Here is a 26096-nt window from a genome sequence, read left to right on the forward strand (position 1 = left end):
TTTATCTAAAAAACAATTACCAAATTTATTTTTTTACAAGACTTTGCTTTCAAAAAAAGTGAAGTCTTAACTTTCAACCAGCTTTACTAATGATTTCAGATATAGGATTCTTTATAATGATTTTAGGAGGAGTAAATACACTTTGGAATTTACTTTGGCTAATAATGGCTCAAAGCAGCATAGCAGGAGCTAAAATTTCGAAACAAGTGGGAACAGACAACGAAAACACAGATGAAAATATAGAAATTGGAAAGTCTTTTTCTAAGCAACTCATCAGTAATATTGTACCAAGAGTAGCTATAACTCTTATAGGTACACTTATGTATTTATTAGGTTAGAAAATAATGTCTATACAAAATCAACTTCAAGGAAAATGGAAATCTACTGAGCAGATTGAAAGACTACCAGACTATGGTTTAGATTTTTCAAAATGGATAGGACAAGGTGCTAGAGATGGTCATTACTACTTTTCTGTTTTACAACAAGAAGAAGAAATAATAGCTCAAGTAGATATTCCTGTGGGTGTAACTGGTTATTTTTCTATTTACAAAGGAAGATTTCAATCTACAAAAACTCAAATCAAAATTTGGCAGAATGACCAAAATCCTGTCAGAATAAAATATACTCTTGGAGATGACTTACTCACTTTAAAATTATTTTCAACAACTATTAGGTTCAAAAAAACAAATTCAAAAAAATGAAAAAAATACTTTTAATTCTATTATTATCAATTTTTACTTTCAACCTAAAAGCACAGGATACGAGTGTAGAGCAATCTACATTTGGAATCCAAACAGGAATTTTAGGTTTTTGGGTACACAATGAAACAAAACTAAGTAACAAAATTGCTCTCAGAACTGAGCTAGGTTTAGAAGGACAAGTCTATAAAATAGGAAGAAATGATGATAATCTAGCTAATTATGTTCTTACTCCAGTCTTGACCATAGAACCTCGTTGGTATTATAATTTGAATAAGAGGGCTAATAAATCAAAAAATATTGATGGAAATAGTGGTAATTTTTTATCTCTCAAAACGAGTTATTATCCAGACTGGTTTATGATTTCAAATGATGAAGGACTACTCATGACAAATCAAATTTTTGTAATTCCTACTTGGGGAATGCGAAGAAACTTAGGCAAAAACTTTGTTTTTGAGACAGGAATCGGTTTTGGCTATGCCTACTATTTCACAAAGAAAAATGGATATGACGAAAACGAAAGTGGAGCAGCTATTAACCTTCATTTAAGAATTGGTTATCGCTTCTAAAAAACCACTTTGAATAAGGATTATTATAAATGATAAATAAGCACCAATTACATCACAAAAAGTATAAATCTTTTCTAAGAGAAAATAGACAAGACCCTATTACTGGAGATACTATCCAAGAAAATGATACTGTTGTAATTTGTGCTGTCTGTAAATCAGCTTTTTTAGAAGATTCTTGGAGTTATATGAATGGTCAGCATTGTAATCAATCATCAACTTTAAAAAAAATTCCTAAAGAGAATGCTCTTATAATCAAACAAGAAAAAACAAAACCTAAAAAAGCAAATAAACAAAAAAACACAGAACGAAATGAAAAGTATAGGAGTATTTCTTTATCACTTGCTGTTATTTTACCTATAGGCTTTTATGTATTCTGTATGGTCAACTATTTTAAACCAACAGATACTGGTTTTTTAATGACAGGAGTATTCTTGACAGCAGGTATTTCTGGAGTATTAATAATGTTTGTTGATTATTTTTTTAAAAATATAACTTAAGCCAAATTAAAATTTAAGGCAAATTGTATTAGTTCTGCACTTGAAGAAAAACCACTTTTTTTATAGATATTTTTTTTATGTTTAGTAATGGTATGAGGAGATAAAAATAATTTTTCAGCAATTTCCTTTACCTCAAGCCCTTGACAAACGAGCTGAATAACTTCCTTCTCTCGCTTTGAAAACTCTTTATAGAGAGAAAGATTTTTTTCAATATAACTTGAAGAGTCAAAAAGAGTATTTACCTCTTCTTTAAATTCATCCACTTGTGTAATCGGACAAGTTATACTTTGAAATATATTTCTTTTAATATTGAGCTTTACACAAGTAAAATAAACTTGATATTCTGTCTGTCCTTTTAATCTCAATCGTTGAAAATAACTAAGCGTTTTGCTCTCATCATTTTCAGCAGCAAACTCATGTAATTGAGGCAAACATCGTTGAATATCTTCAGGGTGCATAATATCTAATAAAAACTCTGCTCCTGCCTCTTGTATTTCCTCAAGTGTTTTACCATATAATTGACAGCCCTTTTCTTCTAAATACAACAAGTTAATTGTATCTTTATCATTTTCATGATAGAAACCTAAGAAATCTTCTGTACCTGTTTTTACCTCATCTATATTGTTCAGACGAGCAAGAGATTTTTGTATATCTAAAACACCCATATAATTAAATCTATTTTACTTGTGTATTTTGAATTTTACAGCAAAGTTATAAAATCTAAAAAAACTATGAACATTCATTTTTCTATAAATATTAATCTTATGGTTTTTAATAGTATGAACAGATACACCCATTGCATCAGCCACTCCTTGTAAAGAATTTCCACTACATAAATATTTACAAACTTCTATTTCTTTTTTGGTCAGAAGGCTAAACCTTTCCAAGTTCTCTTTGATAAAATTTACATTTTCATAAATATCATTGATACTTTGATTGAAGAGTTCTAAATCATGGACAGGTACACTCAAGTTTAATATACGACTATCATCTAATATTTTACCTCTCGTATAATAGAGCATTTCTTTGTGAGAAGGATAAGTAACTCGCTGAAAAAATGAAACATGTGTCATCTCTTCTTGATTGTTAATGTAATCTAAGTTTACATTAACTGCATTTGTCAAGTCTTGAGGATGAACCGTTTTTTGTAAATAAGTAAAACCTTCTCTATTTAACTCTTCGATATCTATATCAAAATACTCTAATAACTTGGTATCAGATTCAATAACAGAAAAATCTTCTAATGAGTTGATATGCAAATGACATGGAATATGTCTTGTTATTTCTTCAATAGACTTTTCACCTGTTTTGATTTGACGAGAAACTTCATGAATACTAAACTGTTCGAACATAAGCTTATCTTTTTGATAGTGAAGGGAATACAAAGTTAAGGTTTTTAAATAAAAATGAGAAATTAATGATATTTATAACAAAAATCTCAACCTTATTATTTCATAGACTATACTCACAGATACATCGCTGCTTATCATAAAACTAGATAACTTCAGAACCTATTCTAAATTAAACTCTTTCCAAATTAGCTTTTTAAGAAAGTTTATTTTGAAAGAGGACAACAAATTTCTCACTTTTGTAGTACATACACTATACCTCAACGAGGTTTAAATAAAAAATGAAGAACTTTTCTAACATATCGCAAAATCTCAAAACTCGCTTTCCACTTTTTTGGATAGTCATGAGTTTGTTTTTGCTTGTCGGACATTCATTTACACCTCATTGTCATCATCAACATGTAGTTTGTCAATCAAATACAATTCATACACACAAAGCAAAGTCTTCAAACTTTTTTGCTTTGCTCTATTCTCCAAATATGGGAGAAGAACATCTGCATAATTTTACAGAAGAAGGTAGTTCTGTTTCTAAAAAGCTTCAAAAAACAGTAAAACAAAACCCTCAAGTTGTTTTTACAAACTTTTCTACTGCCCAAACTCATCTAAAACAAGCAATAGTTTCTAGCAAAAATACGTGTCTCTGTTTCTTTGCACATACCATTCAAGATATTCTTTTTAAGAATATTCCTCTTCGTGCGCCCCCAGTTTTAGCATAATCTTTCGATTTATTTTATTTTTTATTTCTAGTTCAAGCCTTGAGGCTTGAACCAGTTAATACATTATACCGTATTCCTCCTCTCCTTCGGAGGGGTTGGGGGAGGTCAAATCAAAAATTTTATGTTAGACAACCTAATCGGATTTTCTATCCGTAATAAATTCATTGTCTTTATGGGCATGTTGGCTCTTATTGGTTGGGGAATGTATTCTCTTCTCAATTTGCCCTTAGATGCCGTCCCAGATATTACAAATAATCAAGTTCAGATTGTAACACAATCGCCTACCTTAGCACCTCAAGAAGTGGAGCGTTTTATTACTACACCTGTCGAACTCTCCATGGCAAATTTGCCAAATGTGGTTGAGGTGCGTTCAGTTTCAAAATACGGTCTTTCAGTTGTTACAATTGTTTTCAAAGAAGACACAAAACTTCTGGAAGCTCGTCAGCTTGTTAGCGAACAATTAACAGCTATTTCTGGTGAAATTCCTGCTCATTTGGGAGTTCCTTCCTTAATGCCTATCACAACAGGATTGGGCGAAATTTATCAATATACACTCAAAGTAGAAGAAAAATTTGAAAAAAAATATTCTATTACTGACCTAAGAACCATTCAAGATTGGATTGTAAAAAGGCAAATGGCAGGTATTGAAGGAGTTGTAGAAGTGAGTTCTTTTGGTGGAAATCTCAAACAATATGAAGTTTCTGTCAATCCTTCGACCTTGCAAGGTTTGGGAATTACTTTGAATGATATTTATGATGCTTTGGCAAGTAATAACTCTAATGGTGGAGGAAGTTATATCGAAAAAACACATTATAGATATTATGTCAGAACAGAAGGATTAATAGAATCTTTAGAGCAAATCAAACAAATTCCTATCAAAGTCAGAAACTCAAAACCTATTTTGATTGGAGAAATTGCTGAAGTAAAAGAAGGATTTGCACCACGATTAGGCGCAATGACACAAGGAGGAACAGGCGAAGCAGTCGGTGGAATTGTCTTGATGCTCAAAGGCGCAAACTCTTCAGAAGTCATTGCAAATATTGATGAACGTGTAAAATTAGTTCAAAAAGCCTTGCCCGAAGGAGTTAGTATTGTTCCTTATTTGGAGCGTTCCGACTTGATTGGAAGAGCCATTGCAACCGTTTCGAACAACTTAGCAGAAGGTGCATTGATTGTAATTTTTGTTTTGGTACTGCTTTTAGGAAATTTCAGAGCAGGTTTTATTGTTGCTTCTGTAATTCCACTAGCGTTAATGTTTGCCTTTGGAATGATGAATCTTTTTGGAGTTTCGGCAAACCTGATGAGTTTGGGAGCAATTGATTTTGGGTTGATTGTCGATGGTTCGGTTATTATTGTTGAAAATGTAGTTCATCAATTATACAAAAAACACAAAGGGCAGAAACTGACAACCCAGCAAATGGATAATGCCGTTTTGGATTCTTCTCTACAAATCAGACAATCGGCAGCCTTTGGAGAAATCATTATTTTGATGGTTTATTTACCAATTTTGGCACTTACAGGCACAGAAGGAAAAATGTTTAAACCAATGGCAGAAACCGTAATTTTTGCCATTTTGGGAGCGTTTATTTTGTCTTTGACGTATATTCCAATGATGTCGGCTTGGCTTTTATCCAAAAATGTAAAAGAAAAACACAGTTTTGCAGAACGAATTTCAAATTCAATTATGCAAGCTGCTGAAAACTTTTATATTCCTATCCTCAAAAAATCATTACAATTTGGAAAAAGTATTGTAATCATTTTTGTACTCGTTTTTGGTGTAAGTGTGTATATGTTTTCACAAATGGGAGGCGAATTTATACCAACTTTAGAAGAAGGCGATTTTGCGATGCAGCTCACTCTTCCAGCAGGAAGTTCTTTAGAGGAAAGCATCAAAACCAGTACAGCAGCTGAACAGATTTTAATAAAAGAATTTCCTAATGAAGTGCGTGATGTAGTTTCAAAAATAGGAACAGCAGAAATTCCGACTGACCCTATGTCGATTGAAAATGCTGATATTATGATTTTATTACGACCAAAATCAGAATGGACAACCACACAAGACCAAGAGAAATTAGTTGAAAAAATGAAAAAGGCTTTAGAGATTTTGCCGTATGCAGAATTTGAATTTACGCAGCCTATTCAACTTCGTTTTAATGAACTTATCACAGGTGATAAATCAGATATTGCCATTCGTCTTTTTGGCGAAAATTTGGATACCCTTTATAGTTATGGACAACAAATAGGCTCACTTTCAGAAAAAATTGAAGGTGTTGGAGATGTGCGAGTAGAGCAGATTGTCGGACTTCCTCAATTTGTTGTTGAGTACGATAGACAAAAATTAGCGCAGTATGGAATTACGATTGATGAAGCAAATAAACTAGTCGAAACGGCTTTTGCAGGTGGTTATGCAGGTACGATTTACGAAGGCGAAAAGCGTTTTGATTTGGTAGTTCGTCTGTCTGAAAAAGACAGAAACAAGCCTGAAACGCTAGAAAATCTATTTATTTCAATTCCTACTACAAATCAGCAAGTTCCTTTAAATACTCTCGCCAAAATCAAGCGAATTGAAGGCGCAGCACAGATTTCAAGAGAAAATACACAACGAAAACTTACCGTCGGAATCAATGTCAGAGGGCGAGATGTAGAATCTTTAGTCAATGAGCTTTCTGAAAAAATTGATACTCAAATCAAATTACCTACTGGCTATTTGGTTACTTATGGAGGACAATTTGAAAACCTACAAGCTGCAAAAGCTCGTCTGCAAATTGCCGTTCCTGTGGCATTGCTTATGATTTTTGCCCTCCTTTTTATCACTTTCGGTTCGCTTGAGCAAACTATTTTGATTTTTACTGCTATTCCACTTTCTGCCATTGGTGGCGTTTGGGCGTTGCATTTGCGTGATATGCCGTTCAGTATTTCGGCTGGAGTGGGTTTTATTGCCCTTTTTGGTGTGGCTGTTTTGAATGGAATTGTGTTGATTGCTCGTTTTAATGACCTTAAAAAAGAGGAAAATACAGGAAAAGCAAGTCCGAAAGAAGAAAATCCAACCGAAACTTTACCATTAAAAGAACGCATCAAAATACGAATCATTCAAGGCACAAAAGACCGTCTAAGACCTGTTTTGATGACTGCTCTAACGGCTGCATTAGGATTTTTACCGATGGCACTTTCGACGGCAGCAGGTGCAGAAGTTCAGAAACCTCTTGCAACCGTGGTGATTGGTGGACTTATTACAGCAACTGTTTTGACACTTATTGTTCTTCCTATTTTGTATGGATTTTTGGAGGAAAGAAAAAAACATTCTACAACCGTCAACGAGGCATAAAGCCGTCGTTGAGGTAAATAAAAATCTCGTTGACCGCTGCATTTGAGCCTCAACGACGGTTAGATTAAACATAAAAAAGATCAAAAAAATGAAACCATCAAAAATAATAATACTTCTATTTTTTCTATTGATTCAGTTTCCTGTTTTTTCACAAACGGATTCTTTAAAAGTTTCTTCTTTAGATAAAATAATTGAAATTGCCTTTTCTAGTAATGGATTATTACAAAATAATAAACTAGACATTGAAAGCGCAATCAGTCAGCAAAAAGGAGCTTTTTCTGTTCCCAAAACAAATATTTCTCTTCAATATGGAAATGTTCAGAGTAGTTATAATCGTGATGTAATGGTTACTATTACTCAAAATTTTAATCCTATTGGTTCGATTTCGACAACTAAAAAAGCCTTTCAAGCACAAGAAATGAGCGCAGAAGCAAATCTGAAGTATCAAAAAAATGTACTCAAAAATCAGATTAGCCAACTTTATTACAAATTTGTCTTTTTTTCTCAAAAAAACCTTCTTCTACAAAAACAGGATAGCTTGTGGAAAACTGTTGAGAGAATCACTTCGGCACAAACTGAGGCAGGACAAACCAACAAAATGGAACTTCTGACAGCGCAAAATCAGCGTTTTCAGCTTTTACAACAAAAATCTATCAATGAAAGTGAATTAAAAAACACATTTCATCAACTACAAAAATTAGCTCAAAATGAATTATCTTTTTTAGAAATAGATAATCAAAATCAAAAAATAGAGAACGTAAATAAAGTTACCTCAAACCTAATACTTTCAGATTCTTCTGTTTCTAATTCAATGATTAACTACTTTGAATCACAGACCAATTTAGCTCAAACACAAATTGCAGTAGAACGCAGCAAAGCGATGCCTGAGTTATATTTGGGTTATTCTTCTCCTACTTTTGATGGCGAAGTTGGTATTTATAATGCTTTTCAAGCAGGATTTTCTATTCCTTTGGTTTGGAGAGAATACAATTCAAAAATTCAAGTTGCCAAAATCAAAGAAGTACAAGCTCAAAATGAATTAGCATATCAAAAAAATGCGATTTCGGAAGAAAAAAAGGCTGTTTTGATGAAATTACAAAACCTTCAAACCATTTTGGAAAGCTATCGCAACCAGCAACTTCCACAAGCCGAAGAACTGATTAATTTGACTCAAATCAGATACAGAGAAGGCGAAATTTCAGTTTTACAGCTTGTTCAAATCCAACAGCAAACTTTGCAAACGTCACTTTCTTATCTTGAAACAATAGAAAATTTCAATAGCACATTAGCCATGTGGGAGTTTTTGAATAATTAAAAAGTATCACAGACTTCCCAGTCTGCACAAAAAAATAAAATATTCTTCACAGACTAGGAAGTCTGTGGTACAAAATATAAATATAAAAAAAATGAAAACTCAAATCATATACTCAGCCTTTCTCGCTTGTCTTGTGCTTCTTTTTTGGAGTTGTGAAAAAGATGCGACACATGCACACGACCATACTGAAAAAGGAGTTACAAATGAACAACAAACAACAGAAGAAACCCATCCTATTTTCACAAATGAGCAAATCAAAAAACTAGGAATTGAGATAAATAAATCTTCTCTCAAATCAATTCCAACAATAATTGAAGCAACAGGAACAATTCATTTACCACCACAAAATAAGGCTTTAGTAGGTAGTGTTTTGGGAGGGAAAATAAAACAAATTATGATTCATGAAGGCGATTATGTCAAAAAAGGGCAGACGATTGCCATTCTTGAAAACCCAGAAGCTATCAAAATGCAACAAGAATACTTTACTGTTTCGGCTCGTTTGATAATGTTGGAGTCGGATTTAGAACGCCAAAAAAATCTACAAAATCAAGATGCCACTACTCAAAAAATTGTGCAAAAAGCACAAGCTGAATTAGACATGGCAAAGGCTCAAAAAGCAGGACTGGAAACTCAACTTCAACTTATTAATTTACGTCCAAAATCAAACTCTATCTCTTCTACTTTTTCAGTTCTTGCACCTATTTCGGGAATGACACATAATATTGTCGGACAGTTGGGGGAATTTGTTGATGCAAACAAATCTATGGTAGAAATTTTGAATGAAGACCATTTACATATCGAAATTTTGATCTATGAAAAAGATATTGATACGATTAAAGAAGGACAAAAAGTCAATTTTATTCCTTACAATTCGCCAACTGTAAAACCTGTTGAAGCTGTTGTTTACTCCATTTCAAATACGATTGACCCAATTACCAAAACGGTAAGTCTTCATGCAGAAATCAAACAAAAACTTTCTACCATTCTTAGAGATGGAACACTAGGAAAAATAACGATTGAAAGCGAAGGACAAGACCGTTCTACTTTGCCAAAAGATGCCTTGATTCAAGAAGGAAAACAGTTTTTTGTATTTATTCAAAAAGACAGAACAGAAAAAGGAATTGAGTTTGATAAAGTAGAAATTGAAATATACACTCAAAATGAAAAAGAATTTCAGTTTTTTATCAAAAATAATTCCATCCAAAAATCTATTTCTGAACTCCTCTTTGTTAGTAAAGGAGCGTATTATTTGAATGCTTCTTCGGCTGAAATGGCTGGACATTCGCATTAAATTAATCTTTTTTTGCCCTTTTCCAACGTTTGTGTGTCCAAAGCCAGTTTTCAGGCGATTTTCTGACGGCTTCTTCTATAATTTTTGAATATTTATCTAAAATAGAAAAATCATTTCCATTTTCATCGGTATTATAAGGAGCCTGACATACAGGCTCTAATTCATATTCATAGTGTCCTCTTTTGGGTTTTGTAATTCTGACAAAATAAACTGGCAAATTAGTTTGGGGTGCAAGACGAGCAACACCCACAAAAAAAGGAACTTGCTTTCCAAAAAACTCTGTCCAATACTGCTTGTTATGTGAAGCTGGTGTTTGGTCTGCTACCAAAATGTAGGAGGTCGAAACATCTTTTGGTTTCATAATTTCTCTGTTCGAAATCCTCATTTCTAAAGGAACAGCTCCAAACTGTGAGCGCATTTTATAAATAAGTTTATCAATTTCTGTATTGGCTAATTTTTTATAGACTGGAGAAACTACTGTTTCCAATTCTGATGAACAGGACAAACTTACCCATTCCCAACTAAAATGATGTGTTACCAAAGAAATCATAGACTGATTACTTTTAGCCAAATGAGCTGCAATTTCTAAAGACTTTCCTACTGGACGAGTACGCCTAACAATTTCTTGCTCTGAAATATGAAATGACTTTATTGTTTCGATAACAAAATCACAGAAATTTTTATAAAAAGCCTTTGCTATTTGCTCTCTTTCTTTCTGTGTTTTTTCTGGAAAAGCAATTTGCAGATTACTTAAAACTACTTTTTTACGATAGAGTTTACCATAATAAACTACTACAAAAAGCAAATCAGAAATTCTATACAAAAACCAAAGAGGAAGACGGGCTAAGAGTTTTATGAAAAGCGCAATCATATTTCTTATTTTATTTTCATTTTATTATCCAAATTAGCTCTACCAGAAAGAAGTTCAGAAAAGCTATAATTCAAAACAATTTCATTCTTATCATCAGAAGAATATGTTGCTTTTTTATTTGAGTATTTTTTGATTTTACCTTCCGTTCTGACAATAAAAACATAGTTTGCAGATTCAAAAACATAGTCTTGAAAACGTTTTGTAGCTTCATCTTCTGGCATTTTTTGCCTTTCTTTTGCTTTATCTAAAAGAGGTTGGAGGTAGTGGGTATTATTTCTTTCAAATTTACGTTTTCCAAATTCAAAGGCAGGTTTTGAAGGTGCTGGTTCAGTATTGAGCTGGTTGAGGGCAGCCGTAAGTGATTCTACATTATCAAAATCAAAACTAAAGCCTGTCAAATAATTTTCATAATCAGTAGTATATTCAACGTGTGTAATTCCTCCAATTTCGGAAAAACTCTCGCTACTTTTCTGAATTACACTTTCAATATTGGAAACAAAGTTTTTTTCTTCATTCGTAGAATCTGTAAGCGAAGTAGTAACGGCAATTTCTTGTTTGCGCCCACTTAAATCTACTGTTAATGAGTATGTTCCCGAACCGTCTTTTTTGATATAAACTTCTTCACGAAGCTCAAAACAAGAGGTAAGTGTAAAAACAGAAAGTAGCACAAAAATTAATTGTAGTAGTATTTTTTTCATTGAGAATGAAGTTAAAAATGAGCGTAATTTATCTAAGACTTTAAAGCATCTAATAAATAACATAAAAGTGAGAATCAAAATTACACAAATAGAATTAGAAAGTTGTGAATTAATTAGTTTCCTTATTTTATATAAACAAATTCTTTATCAAATAAGGGATAAAATAGTTCTGATTTTTATCGGCTTTTAAATCTTTCGATACCCTACCAAATAATCTGTTCTGCTACTCATCGGACGGTAATAAATAAAGACATCATAGACATTTTCAGTCTGAAAATAATTTTCTTCCAATGGAGAATAATCGATTTCTTTCTTGTCATTGACTGTTGTATAGAAATAATTATAAATGCCTTGCTTCAATAAAACTTCAGCTGTATAATATCCACCTTCATTTACATAATTCATCTTAAAGAGTGGATTTATTTTCCAATCTGTTAGTCCTCCAATTATATACACATCATTATCTAGCTTTTGAGATTTCAAGACAAAATTGACATACGCATAATCTGCTTCTGTTCTTGATTGTTCTGCTCGTTGGCTATTTTCTATATAAAACTGTCCGTTAAAATCCTCTAAGCGAGTTCCATAGGCTAGACCTGCTCTTGATTTTTCGCCTTGTAAAAAAACATGGTCGCTACCTTTTTGATAACGAACACTATCTACTCCCCAACCAAATTTTCTTTGACTACGAATATCAAATAATCTAAATTCGTTACTACCTAAAAAACGCTGCGACTCTGTTAGAGAACTGAATTCTAACGTTTTTTGATGGTCTTTTACAAAGGTTGGTTTTAATTCTTTTTTTGCAGTCTCCCATCGGTAGTTTTGTCTTACCACAATTTTAAATTGCTTATTTGGATTTACAACTCCTTTTACTCCTGTATAATTTACAGAAAGTTTGAACTGCTGACTAACAAGTGAACTTTCTCCACCCACAGCAGGAATTTGCTCAAAACCAATACTTGTTTTTTCCTCAAAGACCATAAACCTCTTGGTCAGAATTAGATTTTCTTCATCTTGATAAAATACTTTTACTACATAATTTCCAGAAATTTTGACCTTCGGAATTTCGAATTTGTAATGCACAAAAGGAATTTTTGTATTTATAGAAAAATCATAATCACGTATCAAAAAATCATTATAAACACTCAAATATTCCATATCTGGAAGACTGCTTTCTGTCCAATCGGATTCGCAACGAATAATTTTGACTTTATAAACTCGTGCATCACTTGCCAATTCATCAAAGGTCAATAGTAGGCGACTATGCTGCGAAAGTGCTATGATAGGTTGTTGTAATTGCTCCGATTGTGAACCGTTTTTTTGTGGATAAAGCCGAACGGTTTTGATATAAGGGTCATAGATAAAATCCTCCGTTTTGAAAGACATATCTTCGTAATAGGTTTCTGTGTTTTGAGCAAAAACTGTATTTGAAATACAAATTATTGCTAATAAAACTGTAAATAGTGTGAGTTTAAATTTCATTTTGTGTAAAATATGTATGACAGACTTCCTAGTCTATCAGAATTAAAATCAATATTTTTTGGTCTTTTTATTGATAATTTTCAAAGTATTTTTTTGCATCTTCAAAAGTCACCTTTTGGCTTTTAGTTTTCACTTCTTTTCCATTTTTGATTTTGAATTCCTCTAAAATCCCTCCTCCTTCTTTATGATTATAAGACTTTTCTAAGTGTCTTATTTCTACCAAACTATCATTTTGCCATTTGTTAATAATTTTATGATGTGTACAGCAATTTCCTCCATCTATAAATGAAATGACTGTTTTATTTTTTTCGTTAGTAAGTAGTTCGTAAGTAGAATTAGTCATTTTTATTCTCTCAAAATCCGAATCCATTATTATTAAATAATCAGCTATCATTCTATTAACAAACCAAGGACGTTGAAACAGAATATCTGTTTTTTTATCAAAATTTATATCTCTACGCTGAATTTTGGAGTTTCTCCAACTCATTTCATCAAATTCAAATTGATTTTTCAACTCAAATTTATCTTTATGTTTCACATATAAGTAAGTCGGAGTTTTTAAAGAATCTAATAAATCTGCATACATACTTTCAACAAAAACAAAATCAGAAAAACCATCTTGTGCTTTTCCATACATTGCGTATGTAAATCCATTTTTTATAATCGTATCTGTTTCAAATTCTGTAACATTTAAAAAACCTATCATAGAGTCTAAGGACAAACGAAAAATAGAATCAAGTCTAGCATCATCGTACTCATAAAAGTTAAAAGGTTCTTCCTTTTTTGATTTTTCTTTCGCTATTTCTTCTAGTTCCTTTTCTTCTTGTTTTTTCAATCTTTCCTTTATTACTTCTAACTCTTCTGTTTTGTTATTAGTAGAAACAGGCTTTTGATTGCAAGAAAAAAACAAAGGAAATAATAGAATTGATAAAATTTGAAATTTCATTTGATATTCAGTATAACAGACTTCCCAGTCTGTTGGGATAATATATTTCTTTTCAACAGACTAGGAAGTCTGTTATACAGGTTTATTTGTCCAACAATCGTCTATGATAGTTTATTTGTCCTAGATGATAATTGAGATGAGCATGTAAATGTAAGAGCAAAAAAGCTGTTGTTTGTTTTTCTGTGAATTTTGGAACAGAAGTTTCAGCATATAATTCTTCTTCAGTCAATGATTTTATTGAGTCATCAACAACTTTGACAACATCTTCCAATTCTTTAATTAACTTTTCTCTTGGAATATTTTTCTGAGAAAACTCTAATTCTCTTTTTCTAACATATCCTGTTTTTCCAATTCCTGCACCAATAAAATGATTGAGGTTTCCGATAAGATGCAAACAAAGGTTTCCAGCAGAATTGAGAATTTCTCCATCTAATTTCCACATATTTTCTTCGTTTTTATAGCTCTCAATTTCTGTTTTTACTCTTATTATATCTCTTTCAAAAAGTGTGCGTAAGGTTTGGCTGAGTGTCATTTTTGGTTTTTATTAATCTTTTAAAACGCTTTACATTTATGAAAGCTTTGTCAGTAGTTTTTTGTAATTAAGGTTTGACCTTTATTTTTTTTAAAAAATTAGGCTCTAAATGGTCAAAATCATTATCCGTAGTGATAAGTGTTGCATCTAATATAGTCGAAACGGCAGCTATCCAAATATCATTTTTACCCATATTACGAGCAGAAAAATTACTTTGCATTGTTTTTAATCTACCTTGACTAAAAGCATCTATTTGAGCATACATCTTTGTAACATCTTTCGAATGAATATCTGCAACTATATAATTTTCTAGCAACTCATCTAATAACTTTATTTTTCTTTCTCCCCAACCATTTCTAGTAGCTAAAAAATAGATTTCTCCTTCTGTAACTACACATATAATTGCTGTATTATCCTTCAAAAAATCATGATAAATACGTTCTTTAAACTCTTCACTTCGTATAGAAAGCAAAATGATATTTGTGTCTAGTACATAGTTCATATATCTGCTAATAATTGTTCAATAGGTTCTGTAATGTTCAGTTCTTTGGATAATCTAGTATAATTTTGATAATCAAAACCTTTATATTTTTGCTCTTCTATCAAATCTTCAATACGCAATTCTTTACGCATAGGCTTTAAGATAGAATGCGTTTTTATTTGATTTTTCCAAAAAAACTCTACTTTCTCTAAAAGGTTTTCATCTTGAAGTAGCAGAATCTGATGTACTAGCCAGTATTTTCTGGAGTCTAATTGTGATAACATAGTATTATTTTAAAAGTATAATTAAAAATACCAAAAATAAGAAAAAAAAACAAAGTCGCTTTATTAAAACTCCTCTTCTTCTTCAATAAATTTCTGAATATCATTTTTCTTCCACCATTCTTGAAAAACAATAAATGCCCAAACGTGATTTTGGTCATAATCTGTTCCTTGTTTTACTTTTTGTTTTAGGTTTTCTGTATAAGCAGGACTAAAAATACCTTGTTCTTGTATAAAATCTCTATCCAAAGACTGCTCAACGAGTGGCTTTAAAAGCGTTTGAAAACCTTTCGCTAATGGCACATCAAAGCCGTGTTTGCTTCGGTTGTAGATTTCAGCAGGAAGAATGGTTTTAAAAGCATCTTGAAGGATTCGTTTCTTTATCTTTGGATTGATTTTGTATTGTTCTTCAATCTGAAAAGCAAAATTTACGAGATTATGGTCAAGAAAAGGAACACGAACTTCAAGCGCATGAGCCATCGAAAACTGGTCGGCTTTATGAAGCATGTCGTTTGGTAAAAGTAAATTCATATCAGCATATAACATTTCGTTTATATCGCCTTTTCTGCTTTCTGAAATGAATTTTGTAAACTCCTTTTTACGATTTTGAAATTTGTTATCTTCATTTGATAAATCAAAAACATCTGATTGAAAGATATTTTGAATGTTTTGTTCGTCAATAAAACTACTCAAAAACCAATAACGTTCTTGCTTGGATAACTGTGCAGCTTTTGCAAAACGATGTAATTGTCTGAATTTATTTCCCCAAAATGAGTTTCTTGATTTAGGTAATTTTTCTAAAAATCCTAAGTTATTCTTTATTAAATTTTCTTTCCAACCTGCATTTCTGACTTTGTATTCTCCCAAATATTTATTGTAACCTGCAAAAAGCTCATCACCACCATCTCCAGAAAGAGCTACCGAAGCTGTTTGTTTGGTGTGTTTGCTCAAAACATAAAACGGAATAGCCGAAGAATCTGCAAAAGGCTCACTCAAAAAAGGAAGCATATCAAAAACAGCTTCATAAATATCATTATTCGAAAGCGTAAAAACAGTATGATTGGTATTAAATTTTTTGGCAACAAGATTAGCATAACTCGTTTCATCAAAAAGAGGTTCGTCTTTGTAGCCAATCGAAAATGTATTGAGGTGTTTGGTATGACGAGTAGCCAAGGCAACAATGGCAGAAGAGTCTGTTCCACCACTCAAAAAAGAACCAATCGGCACATCAGAAATAAGACGTTTTTTTACAGATTCTTCCAATAAATGTAATAATTCTTTTTGTGCGTTATCATACGAAATAGAATTATAACTTTGATTTTCGTAGTTTTTCGGAATTTCGTAATAATGTTCTAACTGAACTTCTTTTTTCTTGATTTTGAGATAATGCCCAGCAGGAAGTTTTGAGACATTTTCGAAAATAGTATGAGGAGCAGGAATATAATGCAGCGAAAAATATAAACGAACACTTGCCCAATCTATTTTCTTAGGAAAACGATATGCCATCAAAGAAGACATTTCAGAAGAAAAAACAAACTTGTCGTCGTCGTGATAATATAAAAGTGGTTTTATTCCAACTCTATCACGAGCTATAAAAATAGATTGTTCTTGATTGTCATAAACTGCAAAAGAGAAAAAACCATTTAGTTTTTCTAAGCATTTTTCTTTAAAACGAATATAGAGCTGCAACAGAACTTCTGTATCTCCTTCCGTTTCAAATTCTACATCACTCAAAAACTCCTTTCGTAGTTCTTTAAAATTATAAATCTCGCCATTAAAAACAATCGTATAACGTTCATCTTTTGTACTCATCGGCTGATTCGCATCAGAAGACAAATCTAAAATAGACAGACGACGATGTCCCAGACCAACAAAAAAATCGTTGTACAAACGCTGTGCATCTTGTCCACGATGTTCTAGTCTTTCGGTTGCCTCTTGCAAACGCACCAACGAAAAACGACCAATTTCATTAAAGGCAAAAATTCCTGTTATTCCACACATGTTCAGTTATCAGTTATCAGTGAGTAGTTACCAGTTAATTTCTTGTAACCTTTGGATTTCTTTTTATTCAAATTTACTGAAATTTTGGAATAAAAAGACTACTTAATTTTATCCAAATAAAATAACCCTTATCAAATTTTGGTTTTGATAAGGGTTTTAAATCAACTTTTGTAATTCAGTTACTCTACAATTATTTTCTTAATAATTTTTCCTTCTTCATTATTGTCTAAGGATTCTAATTGAATGATATACATTCCCCTTTGAAGATTTGGAAAAGGTGTCGTATAGGTTTGTCTATCAAAAGTAATATTCCAGCTTTCAATACTTCTACCTGCCATATCGTACAGAATAGCCTTCCATTCTCCATTTAGCCCTTCAATATTTAAGTTTTGTCCTGAAGAAATTGGATTAGGATAAATCGTAATATCTAAATCGTTGTTTCTTCTAAACACAATTGTATTACTAAGTGTAGGAGTGCCATCTGTATCTACTTGCTTGAGTCTGTAATATACTACCCCAGTCCAGTTTTCATAATCAAAGGTCTGATATTCTCTTGTTTGAGTAGAAATTTTTTGTCCCTGAATAACATCAATAGTTACAAAATCTTGTCCATCAAAACTACGCTGAACTTCAAAGTAAGCATTATCTTTTTCTGATGCTGTCGCCCAATCTAATTGTACTTTATCCCCCTTGTCTTGTCCATTAAAATAAATAAGCTGAATTGGAAGAGGGTCAAAGCAATTTGCAATAGTATAAGGTCCTAAGAAATTATTATTGTATTCACATTCTGCAACAGAAGTATTAGGTAAAGAAATAGGGCTTCCTGGTGTGCTACCTCCAGCATCATTGAGTACAACATATACGTCAGCAGGATCACTTGTCAGAGGAAAGGAATAAGTGTATTCTCTTTGTTCTCCAACAGCTAAACCATCATTAATTGCAAAGTTACTTAACTGAGTCCAAGAAGAACCTTGTGGGTCATTACTATAAAAAGTAATTGGATATTGTACCGTCACATCTGCATCTCCTTGATTCTCTATATCGATAGTAAAGGTTACTTCACTAGGACAATTTCCTAAATTAATTGCACCATCATCTACATCTACTAAAGCTACAATATCAGCAGCAGGAATAAAAGGAACTGTAGAATTACTAAGAGGACGCTGTGCCATATAATTATTGAGTGGAGGAGCGACTGTCAAATAATTTGGGGTTGTGATGGTAGCAGGAACAGTTAAATCTCCATTGATATTTGTGATATTATAATTTACTTGATTCCACACATCACGAGAAGGTAGCCAAGGAATATTTGAAGACTGATAAATGATTACCCTACCATTACAAGAAGCGATTATCTCTGTTTGTCCGTCATTATTTACATCTCCAATAGTTGGAATTTCCATTCCTGTACCACTTGCACAGGTAGGAAAGCCAGAGGTTTGAGAGTTGAAATAAACATCTCCACTTGCTCCTTGGAAAATACGTACTTTTGTTTGGTCTCTATAAACAAGGTTAGCGAACCCTGTTCCTAAGAAATCAAAAGAAGAAAGTCCTGTAGTACCCGAATCATCTGTTGTCGGTAATGTCCACATCGGCTGTAAATCTCCACCGTTTGCAGCAATATTAGCAGTATCTACATCATTAAACATAACTACGCCATTTGCTTTGGTTACACCAAATTCGTTTCTACCATCATTATCAAAGTCATTTATAGTAGGAATACCTGAGTAAGGATTTGCTCCTCCCACCCCTTCTACACCATTTATGAAATCCCCAGGATTATAAGCTCTTAAATCAAAAACATTAGAAAGAAGTGTGGGAGTTTGAATATCCCAAACATAAATTCTACCATAACCAGATACAACAGCATCAATATCACCATCATTATCCATATCAGCAACAGACATCACAGCATCTCTAAACCCTCCTATTAGAGGAATAGGAGCTACTGCAACAGGAGTTATTGTGTTGGTAGCAATATTTACTGAATAGACTGTATTTCCAGCAAGTAGTTCAAGTCCTGCACAATCTGCACAAAAAGCATTTGGTAAAACATCAGCAGCATTAGATATTTGAAAGATAGGGTCTCCTGTATCTCTTGGGTCACCATCAGGGTTTCCAGCACCTACATAACCTAGCCATTCTCCTGTTTGTGCATTAAAGATTGTGCCTCCTGTATAAACCTCTGGAACACCATCTTCGTTAAAGTCAGTCAAGTTTGTATTTGCTCTATCTGTATTAGAAACTCTTCTTGCTGCTATTGGATTTATAGCTGGGTCATCACTTTCCCACTCTAATTGAAAGCCTACTCCAGGTACATATTGATAGGAAACAACAGGAGAATTATTATCGCTTGTTACATAGAAAAACTCTATAAAAGCATCTCCATCTACATTTGCCATCGTTAGTAAACTTGTTGCTCCATCTGGGTCTCTAAGTCCTGTTTGAGTATATTCTACATCAGGGTTTCCATCATTACGAGGGTTTAAAACACTTATAATTCCATTATCTCCAAGAACTACAATTTCAGTTTCTCCATCGCCATCAACATCTCCAAAAATAGGAGTTTGATAACCAATATTATTACCATTTACAGGAATTACTTTAAACTGAAATAACTGAAATTCTCCTGGGTCTGTAATTTGAAAGATACAACCAGGACAGTCATCTATTCCTGCACAGTCTGGGTCTCCACAATCTATATTTCCATCTCCATCATCATCTATGCTGTTATTACAGATTTCTGGCTGTACAGTAATGCTGGCACATTGTTCTCCAGAGATAGGACTTTCCTCCCCACAAGCATTTACTTGAGTTATTCTAAAACAAGTAGAGGGAGGAGAAGGAAATAGACCTGCTACTGCTACTGATGTAGTAGTTTCATCAATACCAGATGTAAATGTAACAGATGGCGTAGGTGGAATAGGGTCTCCATTTCTATATCTATACACTCTTATTTGTCTTATTTCTGTATCACCACTTGCATCAAAAGTCAGTGTAACCTGTCCATTTGGAGATGGTAAAGTTACAGGAGTCGCTGCTGTAAAATTCATTGCAGTAGGGACTGCACCATTTGTAGGAATAGCTGTATCTGTTCCTTCACAAGGAGATTCTACATCTGTTAGAGTAACTGGTACTAATCTAAAGTAATTCAAACGACAGTTTGTTAGTCCTGTAAGTGTAGTAGCTAATGTAGTTTGGTCAGTAATAGTAGCTAATAAATTGGTAGGGTTATTAGAAAGTCCTCCATAGATTCTATACTCTTGAAAATTAGCAAGCCCTGGGTTTGTCCAAGTCAAATCTACTTCTCCAGAGTTTCCATTGGCAGTTGCTGTAAGAGATATAACTGCTCCTGATGCTTGTGCTACTGTAAAATAGACATTATCTGGAATAGCAAGAGTTCCTTGGTAAATAGAAGTAGCACCAACTTGCGTGAGGGGAGTAATTGTTGCACCACTTGTAAAGTCATTATCTCCGTCTGTAAGAATATTTAACTGACAGGCAGCAGCACCAGGTAGCTGAGAAGCATCTATTCTAAAAGTAACTGTCCCTATTGTACCTGTAACATCTGCTCTCCAAGTTCTTGCAACTCGTTCATATCCAGCAGGAGAGTTTGTTGTTGTATAAGTGCCTATATTTCCATTATCGTGTCCCATAAAGAGATATGAATTTGGATTTATGGTGTTTACAGCATTAATTTCTACAAAAGATGATGTAGAAGCAAGGTGTGTATTCGTTCCTGTTTCTCTTCCAACTCCCACTACATCATGGAAAAATGGCTGTGCAGTTACGGCATCGTGAGAATAAAAATCATTTAGAGTAAGTGCTGTTCCTTGATATTTTGAAGAAAGATAATTTTGTACTATAATTCTTTCTGCATTATTCAAAACTCTATCATAGACAATTATTTCTGCTAAATCACCTCCAAACCTGTGGTCTGTTGTAAAGTTTTGTGCTAAAGTACTAATACGTTGATTGGTCATAGCTTGTGTACTTTGAAACTCTACAGAAAACACTTCAAACTGATTATAAGTCCATTGTTGTACATTTGAGTTTCCTACAAAACCTGTAAAGTTTGCTCCATTAATAGAATATCTAGCTTGCGTTCCTCCTGAACCATCAAAACTAAAACCTCTATTATTTCCTCCCCCACGAGCATCTATAGCAACTTGTGCCTGAGTGGGGTCATAGTCTCCCCATAATTGTCCTAAATCACCAGTATTTTGTGTAGTAGAAGAAGGTCTGCAAACTACGAATACAGTACGTGCAGCATATGCGTAAGCATCATCGTACTGTGAACCAGCAGTTGTATTCAAACCATTAAAACGAATAATGGGAAATGTATTAGCTATATTAGCTTGGTATAATGCACGCACGCCATCACCTCCACCATTCGAATTAGTTGAATGTCTATTATGTCCAGAAACATCTATAAAATCAGTCGCAGCTCCATCAGCAGGTATAGGTGTAATAGCATCAGCACGTTGCCATAATTGTAAAGGTGCTACTCCTGTATTTGTTCCAACTCCTCCAGGACCTGTTTGAGCTTGTGCTATTAAACAGGAAAAAATACTTAGAAATATAAATGAAAAAATATTTTTATATCTCATAAAACTATATAAAGGATTCATAAATGGATAAGGTTAGATACATAAGGAGTTTTGTAGCAAAAAATAGTCTGTAACTCTACGTTTTAATAACAATTTTTATGCAAGAAAGTAAGTTAAGTTAGAACGATAATGCAAATTTATTGATAATCAGTAAATTATAAAACTAATTAATCAATTAAATTATATTTTATGGTACGTTGTTAAATTAATATGTGTTTCATATCAAAAAACTCACTCCAAAAAGGATTACAAAAAGCAAAGTAGAAAGCGCAAGTTGTTTCAAAAGTGGGTCAAGTTCCATGTCTTTTCTTTTGAAAACTTGAATGATATTTCGTATAAATAATGGAAACGTAATCAAGAAAATAAGGTTTGTAAGATTTTGATAATTTAAACCTAAAAAAATGAGTGCGCAAAGCCAAGCCAAAACCAAAACAGAAGCATGATAAATACTAGCTTTTTCCTTACCAATTCGGACAGGAATAGAGTTTTTTCCAGCCAAAATATCCGAATTTATATCTCTAATGTTATTCAGATTTAGAACACCAACAGCAAAAAGCCCACAACTTGTAGCAGGAAGAAAAATATCCCAAGAAATAGCTTGAAAATCTGTAGAAGTTTGGAAAAAGGCTTGTGCTTGTAAAAAATATGTTCCTCCACCTGCCACCCAACCAAAGAAAATCAAAACAGCAATATCTCCCAAACCCATATAACCATAGGGTTTCTTTCCTGCTGTGTAGAGAATCGCTCCAGCAATACAAAAAACACCCAATCCTAAAAAGAAACCAAGCGTTTTCCAGCTACTCTCTTTTTGAAAATCTATTGCCACAATCAGTAATAAAACACCACTCACAAATGACAAAACAGAAAACAAAATAACAGCCTTTCGCATCTGTGCAGACGTAATTTTTCCTTCCTGTACAGCACGTTTAGGACCTACTCTGCCTTTGTGGTCTGCACCGTGAATGCTATCTCCATAATCATTAGCATAATTTGATAAAACTTGCAGTAAAATAGCCGTCAAAATAGTCAGAGAAGCTATTTTTATATCAAAATATCCATTTATAGCAGCCAAAAAACAACCCATTAGCATACTTGCAAGAGCCAAAGGCAAGGTTCGTAATCGTGCAGCTTCTATCCAAGATTTTAAATTCATAATTTTTAGTGATAAACAATAGAATACAGATTTTTTTACAAAAATATACTGAAAATCAGATTATAAAGACATAATTCAAAGCATAAATTAAATGAAACTACTTTTCCTTGAAAAAAATATTCATAGAAATAAAATAATAGTTGGTAGAAATAAAAAATTAAATAAATAGAAAAAGTAGAAAATGGTCTGATTTTTACTTAAATTTAAGTTATTCAATCAAAACAGCATTTTTTATCAATTTATATAAAAGCTAAATGATAAACTTAGACCAAACTTAAAAATAAGTTTGGCAATAAATCAAAAAAGTTAGTATCTTTTGACTAGATTTACTAGATATAAGGAAAGTATAAGTCTATAAACCTTATCTTTTCTTTGAGAAATATTTTAAGTAAAGATACATATTTTATATATTGTTCTAATTATTATTGTTTTAAGGCTAAATATATTCGTTTTGCCCATTCTTTTTGTTATAAAAAATCATTCTTTACTCAATTTCAACTTCAAAAATGATTCAATTTTGAGGTTTTTCTTCTTGTCCTTAGCTCTAGCAATAAGTTTTTTATTCAATTTTTCAGTCCAAGCACAAGTTTTTGATTTAAGTGATTCTACAAAAGTGTATGCTTTGGGCAAAGACGTATTTATCTTGCCAGATACAGAAGGAACATATACAATAGATGATGTCAGCAGAACTGATAAGGTAAAAGATTTTAGGCTTTATAAAGATACTAAACCTGTTTATGATGATGATACAGATATTTATTGGGTTCGTTTTACACTAAAAAATACGTTTGCAAGTCGTAAACTTTATCTTCTAAAAGCAAAAGATGCAGAAGTAGCTTATCTTTATACACCTACCACCAATGGAATTAGTTATATAAGAAGTGAGGACGGAATTATTTTTCCTCATTACAGTAGAAATATAAAAATAGACCGTTCGGCTTGTTTTGTTGTTACCTTAGATAGATTTGAATCGAAAACTTTTTTTCTACGTGTAGAACATCGTACAGCATTTGCAAAACAGAATAAAGAACTTCTCAATACATTAGAACATCTCACAATAGAAGATTTATCTCGTGCTATCGAACTTTCAAAAGAACGACGTTACTATCAAGGTTTTTATTTGGGTGCTATGGTTCTTTTAGCTCTGAATAGTCTATTTGTTTCATTTTTATTTAGAGATAGCCGTTACTTATATTATGTAGGGCTTCTGTTTATGGCAGCCCTTCTGAATATGATTTTTGAGGAGTATTTGATAGAGTTTTTTATTCCAAATGACCCATCACTAAACTGGTTATTGACCGTTCCTGTTACAGCTTTACTGTGGTTTTTTTACACATTATTTTTCAGAAGTTTTCTAAATCTTAAAAAAGTAGCTCCTTTTTGGGATAAGTTTTTTATTGGCATAGCTGGTCTTTGTTTGGTTATTTTTGGACTTACTTTCATAGGTCTTCATAAGATGCAATGGATGGTAGGTTTGCTTGTCTTTACTATTTCTGTCGCACTTGTTGTCAATACTGGTATTGTAATTAAACTGAAACATCGTCCTGCTTCTTTTTTACTAGCTGCAAATATTGTTTACTTTGGTGGAATTTTGATTTTTGCAATGGCTCAATTAGAGCTTATTCCTAGAAGTTATTTTGCTATGCATGCCTCACAGTTTGCCGATATTTTATTAGGTTTATTTGTTTCCTTAGGACTTGCTGACCGTGTAAATTACTTGCGCACTGAAATAGAGCGAAGAAATGAAGAGAATAGAGTTTTGATAGAGGAACAAAAAACGAAATTAGAAAAAGAAGTAGCTGAACGTACACGAGAAATTACCAAAATAAATATGGAACTCGTTACACAACAAGAAGAGGTTACTAGGCAAAAGGAGCAAATTGAAAAAGCAAACGAAAATCTACAAGGACAACAGGGAGAGCTAAGAAAAGCCTATCAAGATATAAATCTTTTAAGCGATATTGGAAGAGATATTACAGCTTCTTTGGATATTGGCGTAATTATAAATACAGTGTATAAGCACGTCGATGAAATGATGGACGCTACTGTTTTTGGAATTGGAACATACGATGAAGAGAGAGAAATTATAGGCTTTAGCCATTTTTATAAAGAAGGTGAAATGGTTCCTTACAGAGAAGCTCCAATTAATGATGATAGACTTTCTACGTGGTGTGCTAGAAATAAAAAACCTATTTTCATAACTGATTTTGATGAAGAATATTCACAATTTTTGGAAGAAAAAGCTCGTGGTGTCTTGGTAGAAGAACGAAATTCTATTATTTATTATCCTTTGATTCAAGAAGAAAAACTATTAGGAGTAATTACGGTACAAAGTCCACTCAAAAATGCTTATTCTCGTAATCATTATCGTATTTTGGAAAGTTTGGCTGCTTATATTACTATTGCACTTTCAAATTATGATGCCTATCAAACGATACAACTTGCAAAAGATGAGATTGACAGAAAAAATCTACAAATTACAGATTCATTACGCTATGCAAGAGATATTCAAGGCGTAATTTTGCCTGGAGAACGTCGTTTCAAACGTTTATTTAAAGAACACTTTTTACTTTATAAGCCTAAAGATTTTGTTTCAGGAGATTTCTTTTGGATAGAGGAATATGAAAACAAAACTTTTGTAGGAGTGATTGATTGTACAGGACACGGCGTACCAGGGGCATTTATGTCTCTTATCGGAACAATGCAACTCAATCAAATTTTATCAAAAACACAAGAGCCATCAGAAATTTTGGATCAGCTTCATATTGGAATTAAAAAAGCCTTAAAGCAAGATATTTATAATAATGATGATGGAATGGATGTTTGTTTGTGTTGTATTGAGCATTTAGAAGAAATAAATAGGTATAAAGTAGTTTTTGCAGGTGCAAAACGTCCTCTCTACTATGTAAGTAACGATGCTCTACATCAACTTAAAGGAACACGAAAAACTATTGGAGGAAGAGGAAAGAATGACAAACCATTTGAGCAAGAAGAAATTTGGCTCAATGAGGGAGATGCTGTTTATTTCACAACTGATGGATATGTTGATCAGTCTTCACCACGCAAAAAGAAAATAGGTACAATGCAACTTCTTACTTGGTTAGAACAAATCAATGCTCAACCAATGGAAAAACAAGGAGAGTTTTTCAAAGAAGAACTGGAAAGACACCAGCAATATGAAGAACAGCGAGATGATATTACTCTTTTAGGAATTAGGTTATAGAGATTAGGAAAACTAATTTCAATTTTGAAATTATGCTTCTGTTTCATTTCTTGAA

The 26096-nt window shown here is 32.8% G+C and carries 21 protein-coding genes; 9 read left to right on the forward strand and 12 right to left on the reverse strand.

What is annotated here, in order from left to right; all coding sequences use genetic code 11:
• Positions 1–89: 89 nt before the first annotated feature.
• Genes WAF17_RS11620 through WAF17_RS11635 form a run of 4 tightly spaced genes read left to right on the forward strand, consistent with a single transcriptional unit; the run spans position 90 to position 1764 of the window.
• On the forward strand, positions 90–338 hold the full coding sequence (locus WAF17_RS11620) for a hypothetical protein (RefSeq protein ID WP_338759386.1): 249 nt from the start codon (positions 90–92) through the stop codon (positions 336–338).
• A 6-nt stretch (positions 339–344) separates the two neighbouring features.
• Entirely contained in the window at positions 345–701 is a 357-nt protein-coding gene (locus WAF17_RS11625) for a hypothetical protein (protein ID WP_338759389.1), read from the forward strand.
• The gene (locus WAF17_RS11630) at positions 698–1267 is read left to right on the forward strand and encodes a hypothetical protein (RefSeq protein WP_338759392.1); all 570 of its coding nucleotides are present in this window, start codon (positions 698–700) and stop codon (positions 1265–1267) included. The genes WAF17_RS11625 and WAF17_RS11630 overlap by 4 nt, the downstream gene beginning before the upstream one ends.
• Before the next feature lie 29 nt (positions 1268–1296).
• On the forward strand, positions 1297–1764 hold the full coding sequence (locus WAF17_RS11635; RefSeq protein WP_338759395.1) for a hypothetical protein: 468 nt from the start codon (positions 1297–1299) through the stop codon (positions 1762–1764).
• Here the strand turns inward: WAF17_RS11635 and WAF17_RS11640 are convergent.
• Together WAF17_RS11640 and WAF17_RS11645 are read right to left on the reverse strand one after the other, a co-directional pair.
• Positions 1761–2429, reverse strand: a complete 669-nt coding sequence (locus WAF17_RS11640; protein ID WP_338759398.1) for a LuxR C-terminal-related transcriptional regulator — start codon at positions 2427–2429, stop codon at positions 1761–1763. The genes WAF17_RS11635 and WAF17_RS11640 overlap by 4 nt on opposite strands.
• 15 nt (positions 2430–2444) lie before the next feature.
• Positions 2445–3116, reverse strand: coding sequence for a helix-turn-helix transcriptional regulator (locus WAF17_RS11645; RefSeq protein ID WP_338759401.1), 672 nt, complete (start codon positions 3114–3116; stop codon positions 2445–2447).
• A 278-nt stretch (positions 3117–3394) separates the two neighbouring features.
• Between WAF17_RS11645 and WAF17_RS11650 the strand changes: the two genes are divergently transcribed.
• From WAF17_RS11650 to WAF17_RS11665, 4 genes are all read left to right on the forward strand, one after another.
• Entirely contained in the window at positions 3395–3829 is a 435-nt protein-coding gene (locus WAF17_RS11650) for a hypothetical protein (protein ID WP_338759404.1), read from the forward strand.
• A 121-nt stretch (positions 3830–3950) separates the two neighbouring features.
• On the forward strand, positions 3951–7154 hold the full coding sequence (locus tag WAF17_RS11655) for a CusA/CzcA family heavy metal efflux RND transporter (protein WP_338759407.1): 3204 nt from the start codon (positions 3951–3953) through the stop codon (positions 7152–7154).
• A gap of 88 nt (positions 7155–7242) precedes the next feature.
• Positions 7243–8469, forward strand: a complete 1227-nt coding sequence (locus WAF17_RS11660) for a TolC family protein (RefSeq protein WP_338759410.1) — start codon at positions 7243–7245, stop codon at positions 8467–8469.
• Positions 8470–8560: 91 nt separating this feature from the next.
• Positions 8561–9760, forward strand: a complete 1200-nt coding sequence (locus WAF17_RS11665; protein ID WP_338759413.1) for an efflux RND transporter periplasmic adaptor subunit — start codon at positions 8561–8563, stop codon at positions 9758–9760.
• A 1-nt stretch (position 9761) separates the two neighbouring features.
• On the opposite strand, the gene WAF17_RS11670 is transcribed toward WAF17_RS11665, so the two are convergent.
• The 10 genes from WAF17_RS11670 to WAF17_RS11715 form a co-directional block, all read right to left on the reverse strand.
• A complete protein-coding gene (locus WAF17_RS11670) occupies positions 9762–10631 on the reverse strand; it encodes a lysophospholipid acyltransferase family protein (protein ID WP_338759416.1) in 870 nt (289 codons plus the stop codon).
• 5 nt (positions 10632–10636) lie between these two features.
• Positions 10637–11329 carry a hypothetical protein gene (locus WAF17_RS11675; protein ID WP_338759419.1) on the reverse strand — a complete coding sequence of 231 codons (693 nt, stop codon included), beginning with the start codon at positions 11327–11329 and terminating at the stop codon, positions 10637–10639.
• A 186-nt stretch (positions 11330–11515) separates the two neighbouring features.
• A complete protein-coding gene (locus tag WAF17_RS11680; protein ID WP_338759422.1) occupies positions 11516–12814 on the reverse strand; it encodes a DUF5103 domain-containing protein in 1299 nt (432 codons plus the stop codon).
• 67 nt (positions 12815–12881) lie between these two features.
• The gene (locus WAF17_RS11685) at positions 12882–13760 is read right to left on the reverse strand and encodes a hypothetical protein (protein ID WP_338759425.1); all 879 of its coding nucleotides are present in this window, start codon (positions 13758–13760) and stop codon (positions 12882–12884) included.
• A gap of 82 nt (positions 13761–13842) precedes the next feature.
• Positions 13843–14292, reverse strand: a complete 450-nt coding sequence (locus tag WAF17_RS11690; protein WP_338759428.1) for a DinB family protein — start codon at positions 14290–14292, stop codon at positions 13843–13845.
• Between the two features lie 67 nt (positions 14293–14359).
• Positions 14360–14794: a PIN domain-containing protein gene (locus WAF17_RS11695; RefSeq protein ID WP_338759431.1), complete on the reverse strand. Its 435-nt coding sequence runs from the start codon at positions 14792–14794 to the stop codon at positions 14360–14362.
• Complete coding sequence (locus tag WAF17_RS11700; RefSeq protein ID WP_338759434.1) at positions 14791–15057, reverse strand: hypothetical protein; 267 nt, start codon at positions 15055–15057, stop codon at positions 14791–14793. Before WAF17_RS11700 ends, WAF17_RS11695 begins: the two co-directional genes overlap by 4 nt.
• 63 nt (positions 15058–15120) lie before the next feature.
• Positions 15121–17055: an asparagine synthase (glutamine-hydrolyzing) gene (gene asnB, locus WAF17_RS11705; protein WP_338759439.1), complete on the reverse strand. Its 1935-nt coding sequence runs from the start codon at positions 17053–17055 to the stop codon at positions 15121–15123.
• Positions 17056–17234: 179 nt separating this feature from the next.
• Complete coding sequence (locus tag WAF17_RS11710) at positions 17235–21686, reverse strand: T9SS type A sorting domain-containing protein (RefSeq protein ID WP_338759441.1); 4452 nt, start codon at positions 21684–21686, stop codon at positions 17235–17237.
• A gap of 196 nt (positions 21687–21882) precedes the next feature.
• On the reverse strand, positions 21883–22818 hold the full coding sequence (locus WAF17_RS11715; RefSeq protein WP_338759443.1) for a 1,4-dihydroxy-2-naphthoate polyprenyltransferase: 936 nt from the start codon (positions 22816–22818) through the stop codon (positions 21883–21885).
• Positions 22819–23350: 532 nt separating this feature from the next.
• On the opposite strand from WAF17_RS11715, the gene WAF17_RS11720 reads away from it, so the two are divergent.
• Entirely contained in the window at positions 23351–26041 is a 2691-nt protein-coding gene (locus WAF17_RS11720; RefSeq protein ID WP_338759446.1) for a 7TM diverse intracellular signaling domain-containing protein, read from the forward strand.
• The last annotated feature ends 55 nt before the right edge of the window (positions 26042–26096 follow it).

It is taken from the genome of Bernardetia sp. ABR2-2B, from assembly GCF_037126435.1.
Lineage (GTDB): Bacteria > Bacteroidota > Bacteroidia > Cytophagales > Bernardetiaceae > Bernardetia.

What these genes read in the sequence shown, in the direction of transcription:
- WAF17_RS11660 (WP_338759410.1), top strand. Translation starts at nt 7,243, where the DNA reads ATGAAACCATCAAAAATAATAATACTTCTATTTTTTCTATTGATTCAG.
- WAF17_RS11690 (WP_338759428.1), bottom strand. Translation starts at nt 14,292, where the DNA reads ATGACACTCAGCCAAACCTTACGCACACTTTTTGAAAGAGATATAATA.
- WAF17_RS11675 (WP_338759419.1), bottom strand. Translation starts at nt 11,329, where the DNA reads ATGAAAAAAATACTACTACAATTAATTTTTGTGCTACTTTCTGTTTTT.
- WAF17_RS11630 (WP_338759392.1), top strand. Translation starts at nt 698, where the DNA reads ATGAAAAAAATACTTTTAATTCTATTATTATCAATTTTTACTTTCAAC.
- WAF17_RS11670 (WP_338759416.1), bottom strand. Translation starts at nt 10,631, where the DNA reads ATGATTGCGCTTTTCATAAAACTCTTAGCCCGTCTTCCTCTTTGGTTT.
- WAF17_RS11715 (WP_338759443.1), bottom strand. Translation starts at nt 22,818, where the DNA reads ATGAATTTAAAATCTTGGATAGAAGCTGCACGATTACGAACCTTGCCT.
- WAF17_RS11685 (WP_338759425.1), bottom strand. Translation starts at nt 13,760, where the DNA reads ATGAAATTTCAAATTTTATCAATTCTATTATTTCCTTTGTTTTTTTCT.
- WAF17_RS11710 (WP_338759441.1), bottom strand. Translation starts at nt 21,686, where the DNA reads ATGAATCCTTTATATAGTTTTATGAGATATAAAAATATTTTTTCATTT.
- asnB (WP_338759439.1), bottom strand. Translation starts at nt 17,055, where the DNA reads ATGTGTGGAATAACAGGAATTTTTGCCTTTAATGAAATTGGTCGTTTT.
- WAF17_RS11655 (WP_338759407.1), top strand. Translation starts at nt 3,951, where the DNA reads ATGTTAGACAACCTAATCGGATTTTCTATCCGTAATAAATTCATTGTC.
- WAF17_RS11620 (WP_338759386.1), top strand. Translation starts at nt 90, where the DNA reads ATGATTTCAGATATAGGATTCTTTATAATGATTTTAGGAGGAGTAAAT.
- WAF17_RS11700 (WP_338759434.1), bottom strand. Translation starts at nt 15,057, where the DNA reads ATGTTATCACAATTAGACTCCAGAAAATACTGGCTAGTACATCAGATT.
- WAF17_RS11625 (WP_338759389.1), top strand. Translation starts at nt 345, where the DNA reads ATGTCTATACAAAATCAACTTCAAGGAAAATGGAAATCTACTGAGCAG.
- WAF17_RS11635 (WP_338759395.1), top strand. Translation starts at nt 1,297, where the DNA reads ATGATAAATAAGCACCAATTACATCACAAAAAGTATAAATCTTTTCTA.
- WAF17_RS11645 (WP_338759401.1), bottom strand. Translation starts at nt 3,116, where the DNA reads ATGTTCGAACAGTTTAGTATTCATGAAGTTTCTCGTCAAATCAAAACA.
- WAF17_RS11680 (WP_338759422.1), bottom strand. Translation starts at nt 12,814, where the DNA reads ATGAAATTTAAACTCACACTATTTACAGTTTTATTAGCAATAATTTGT.
- WAF17_RS11665 (WP_338759413.1), top strand. Translation starts at nt 8,561, where the DNA reads ATGAAAACTCAAATCATATACTCAGCCTTTCTCGCTTGTCTTGTGCTT.
- WAF17_RS11695 (WP_338759431.1), bottom strand. Translation starts at nt 14,794, where the DNA reads ATGAACTATGTACTAGACACAAATATCATTTTGCTTTCTATACGAAGT.
- WAF17_RS11640 (WP_338759398.1), bottom strand. Translation starts at nt 2,429, where the DNA reads ATGGGTGTTTTAGATATACAAAAATCTCTTGCTCGTCTGAACAATATA.
- WAF17_RS11650 (WP_338759404.1), top strand. Translation starts at nt 3,395, where the DNA reads ATGAAGAACTTTTCTAACATATCGCAAAATCTCAAAACTCGCTTTCCA.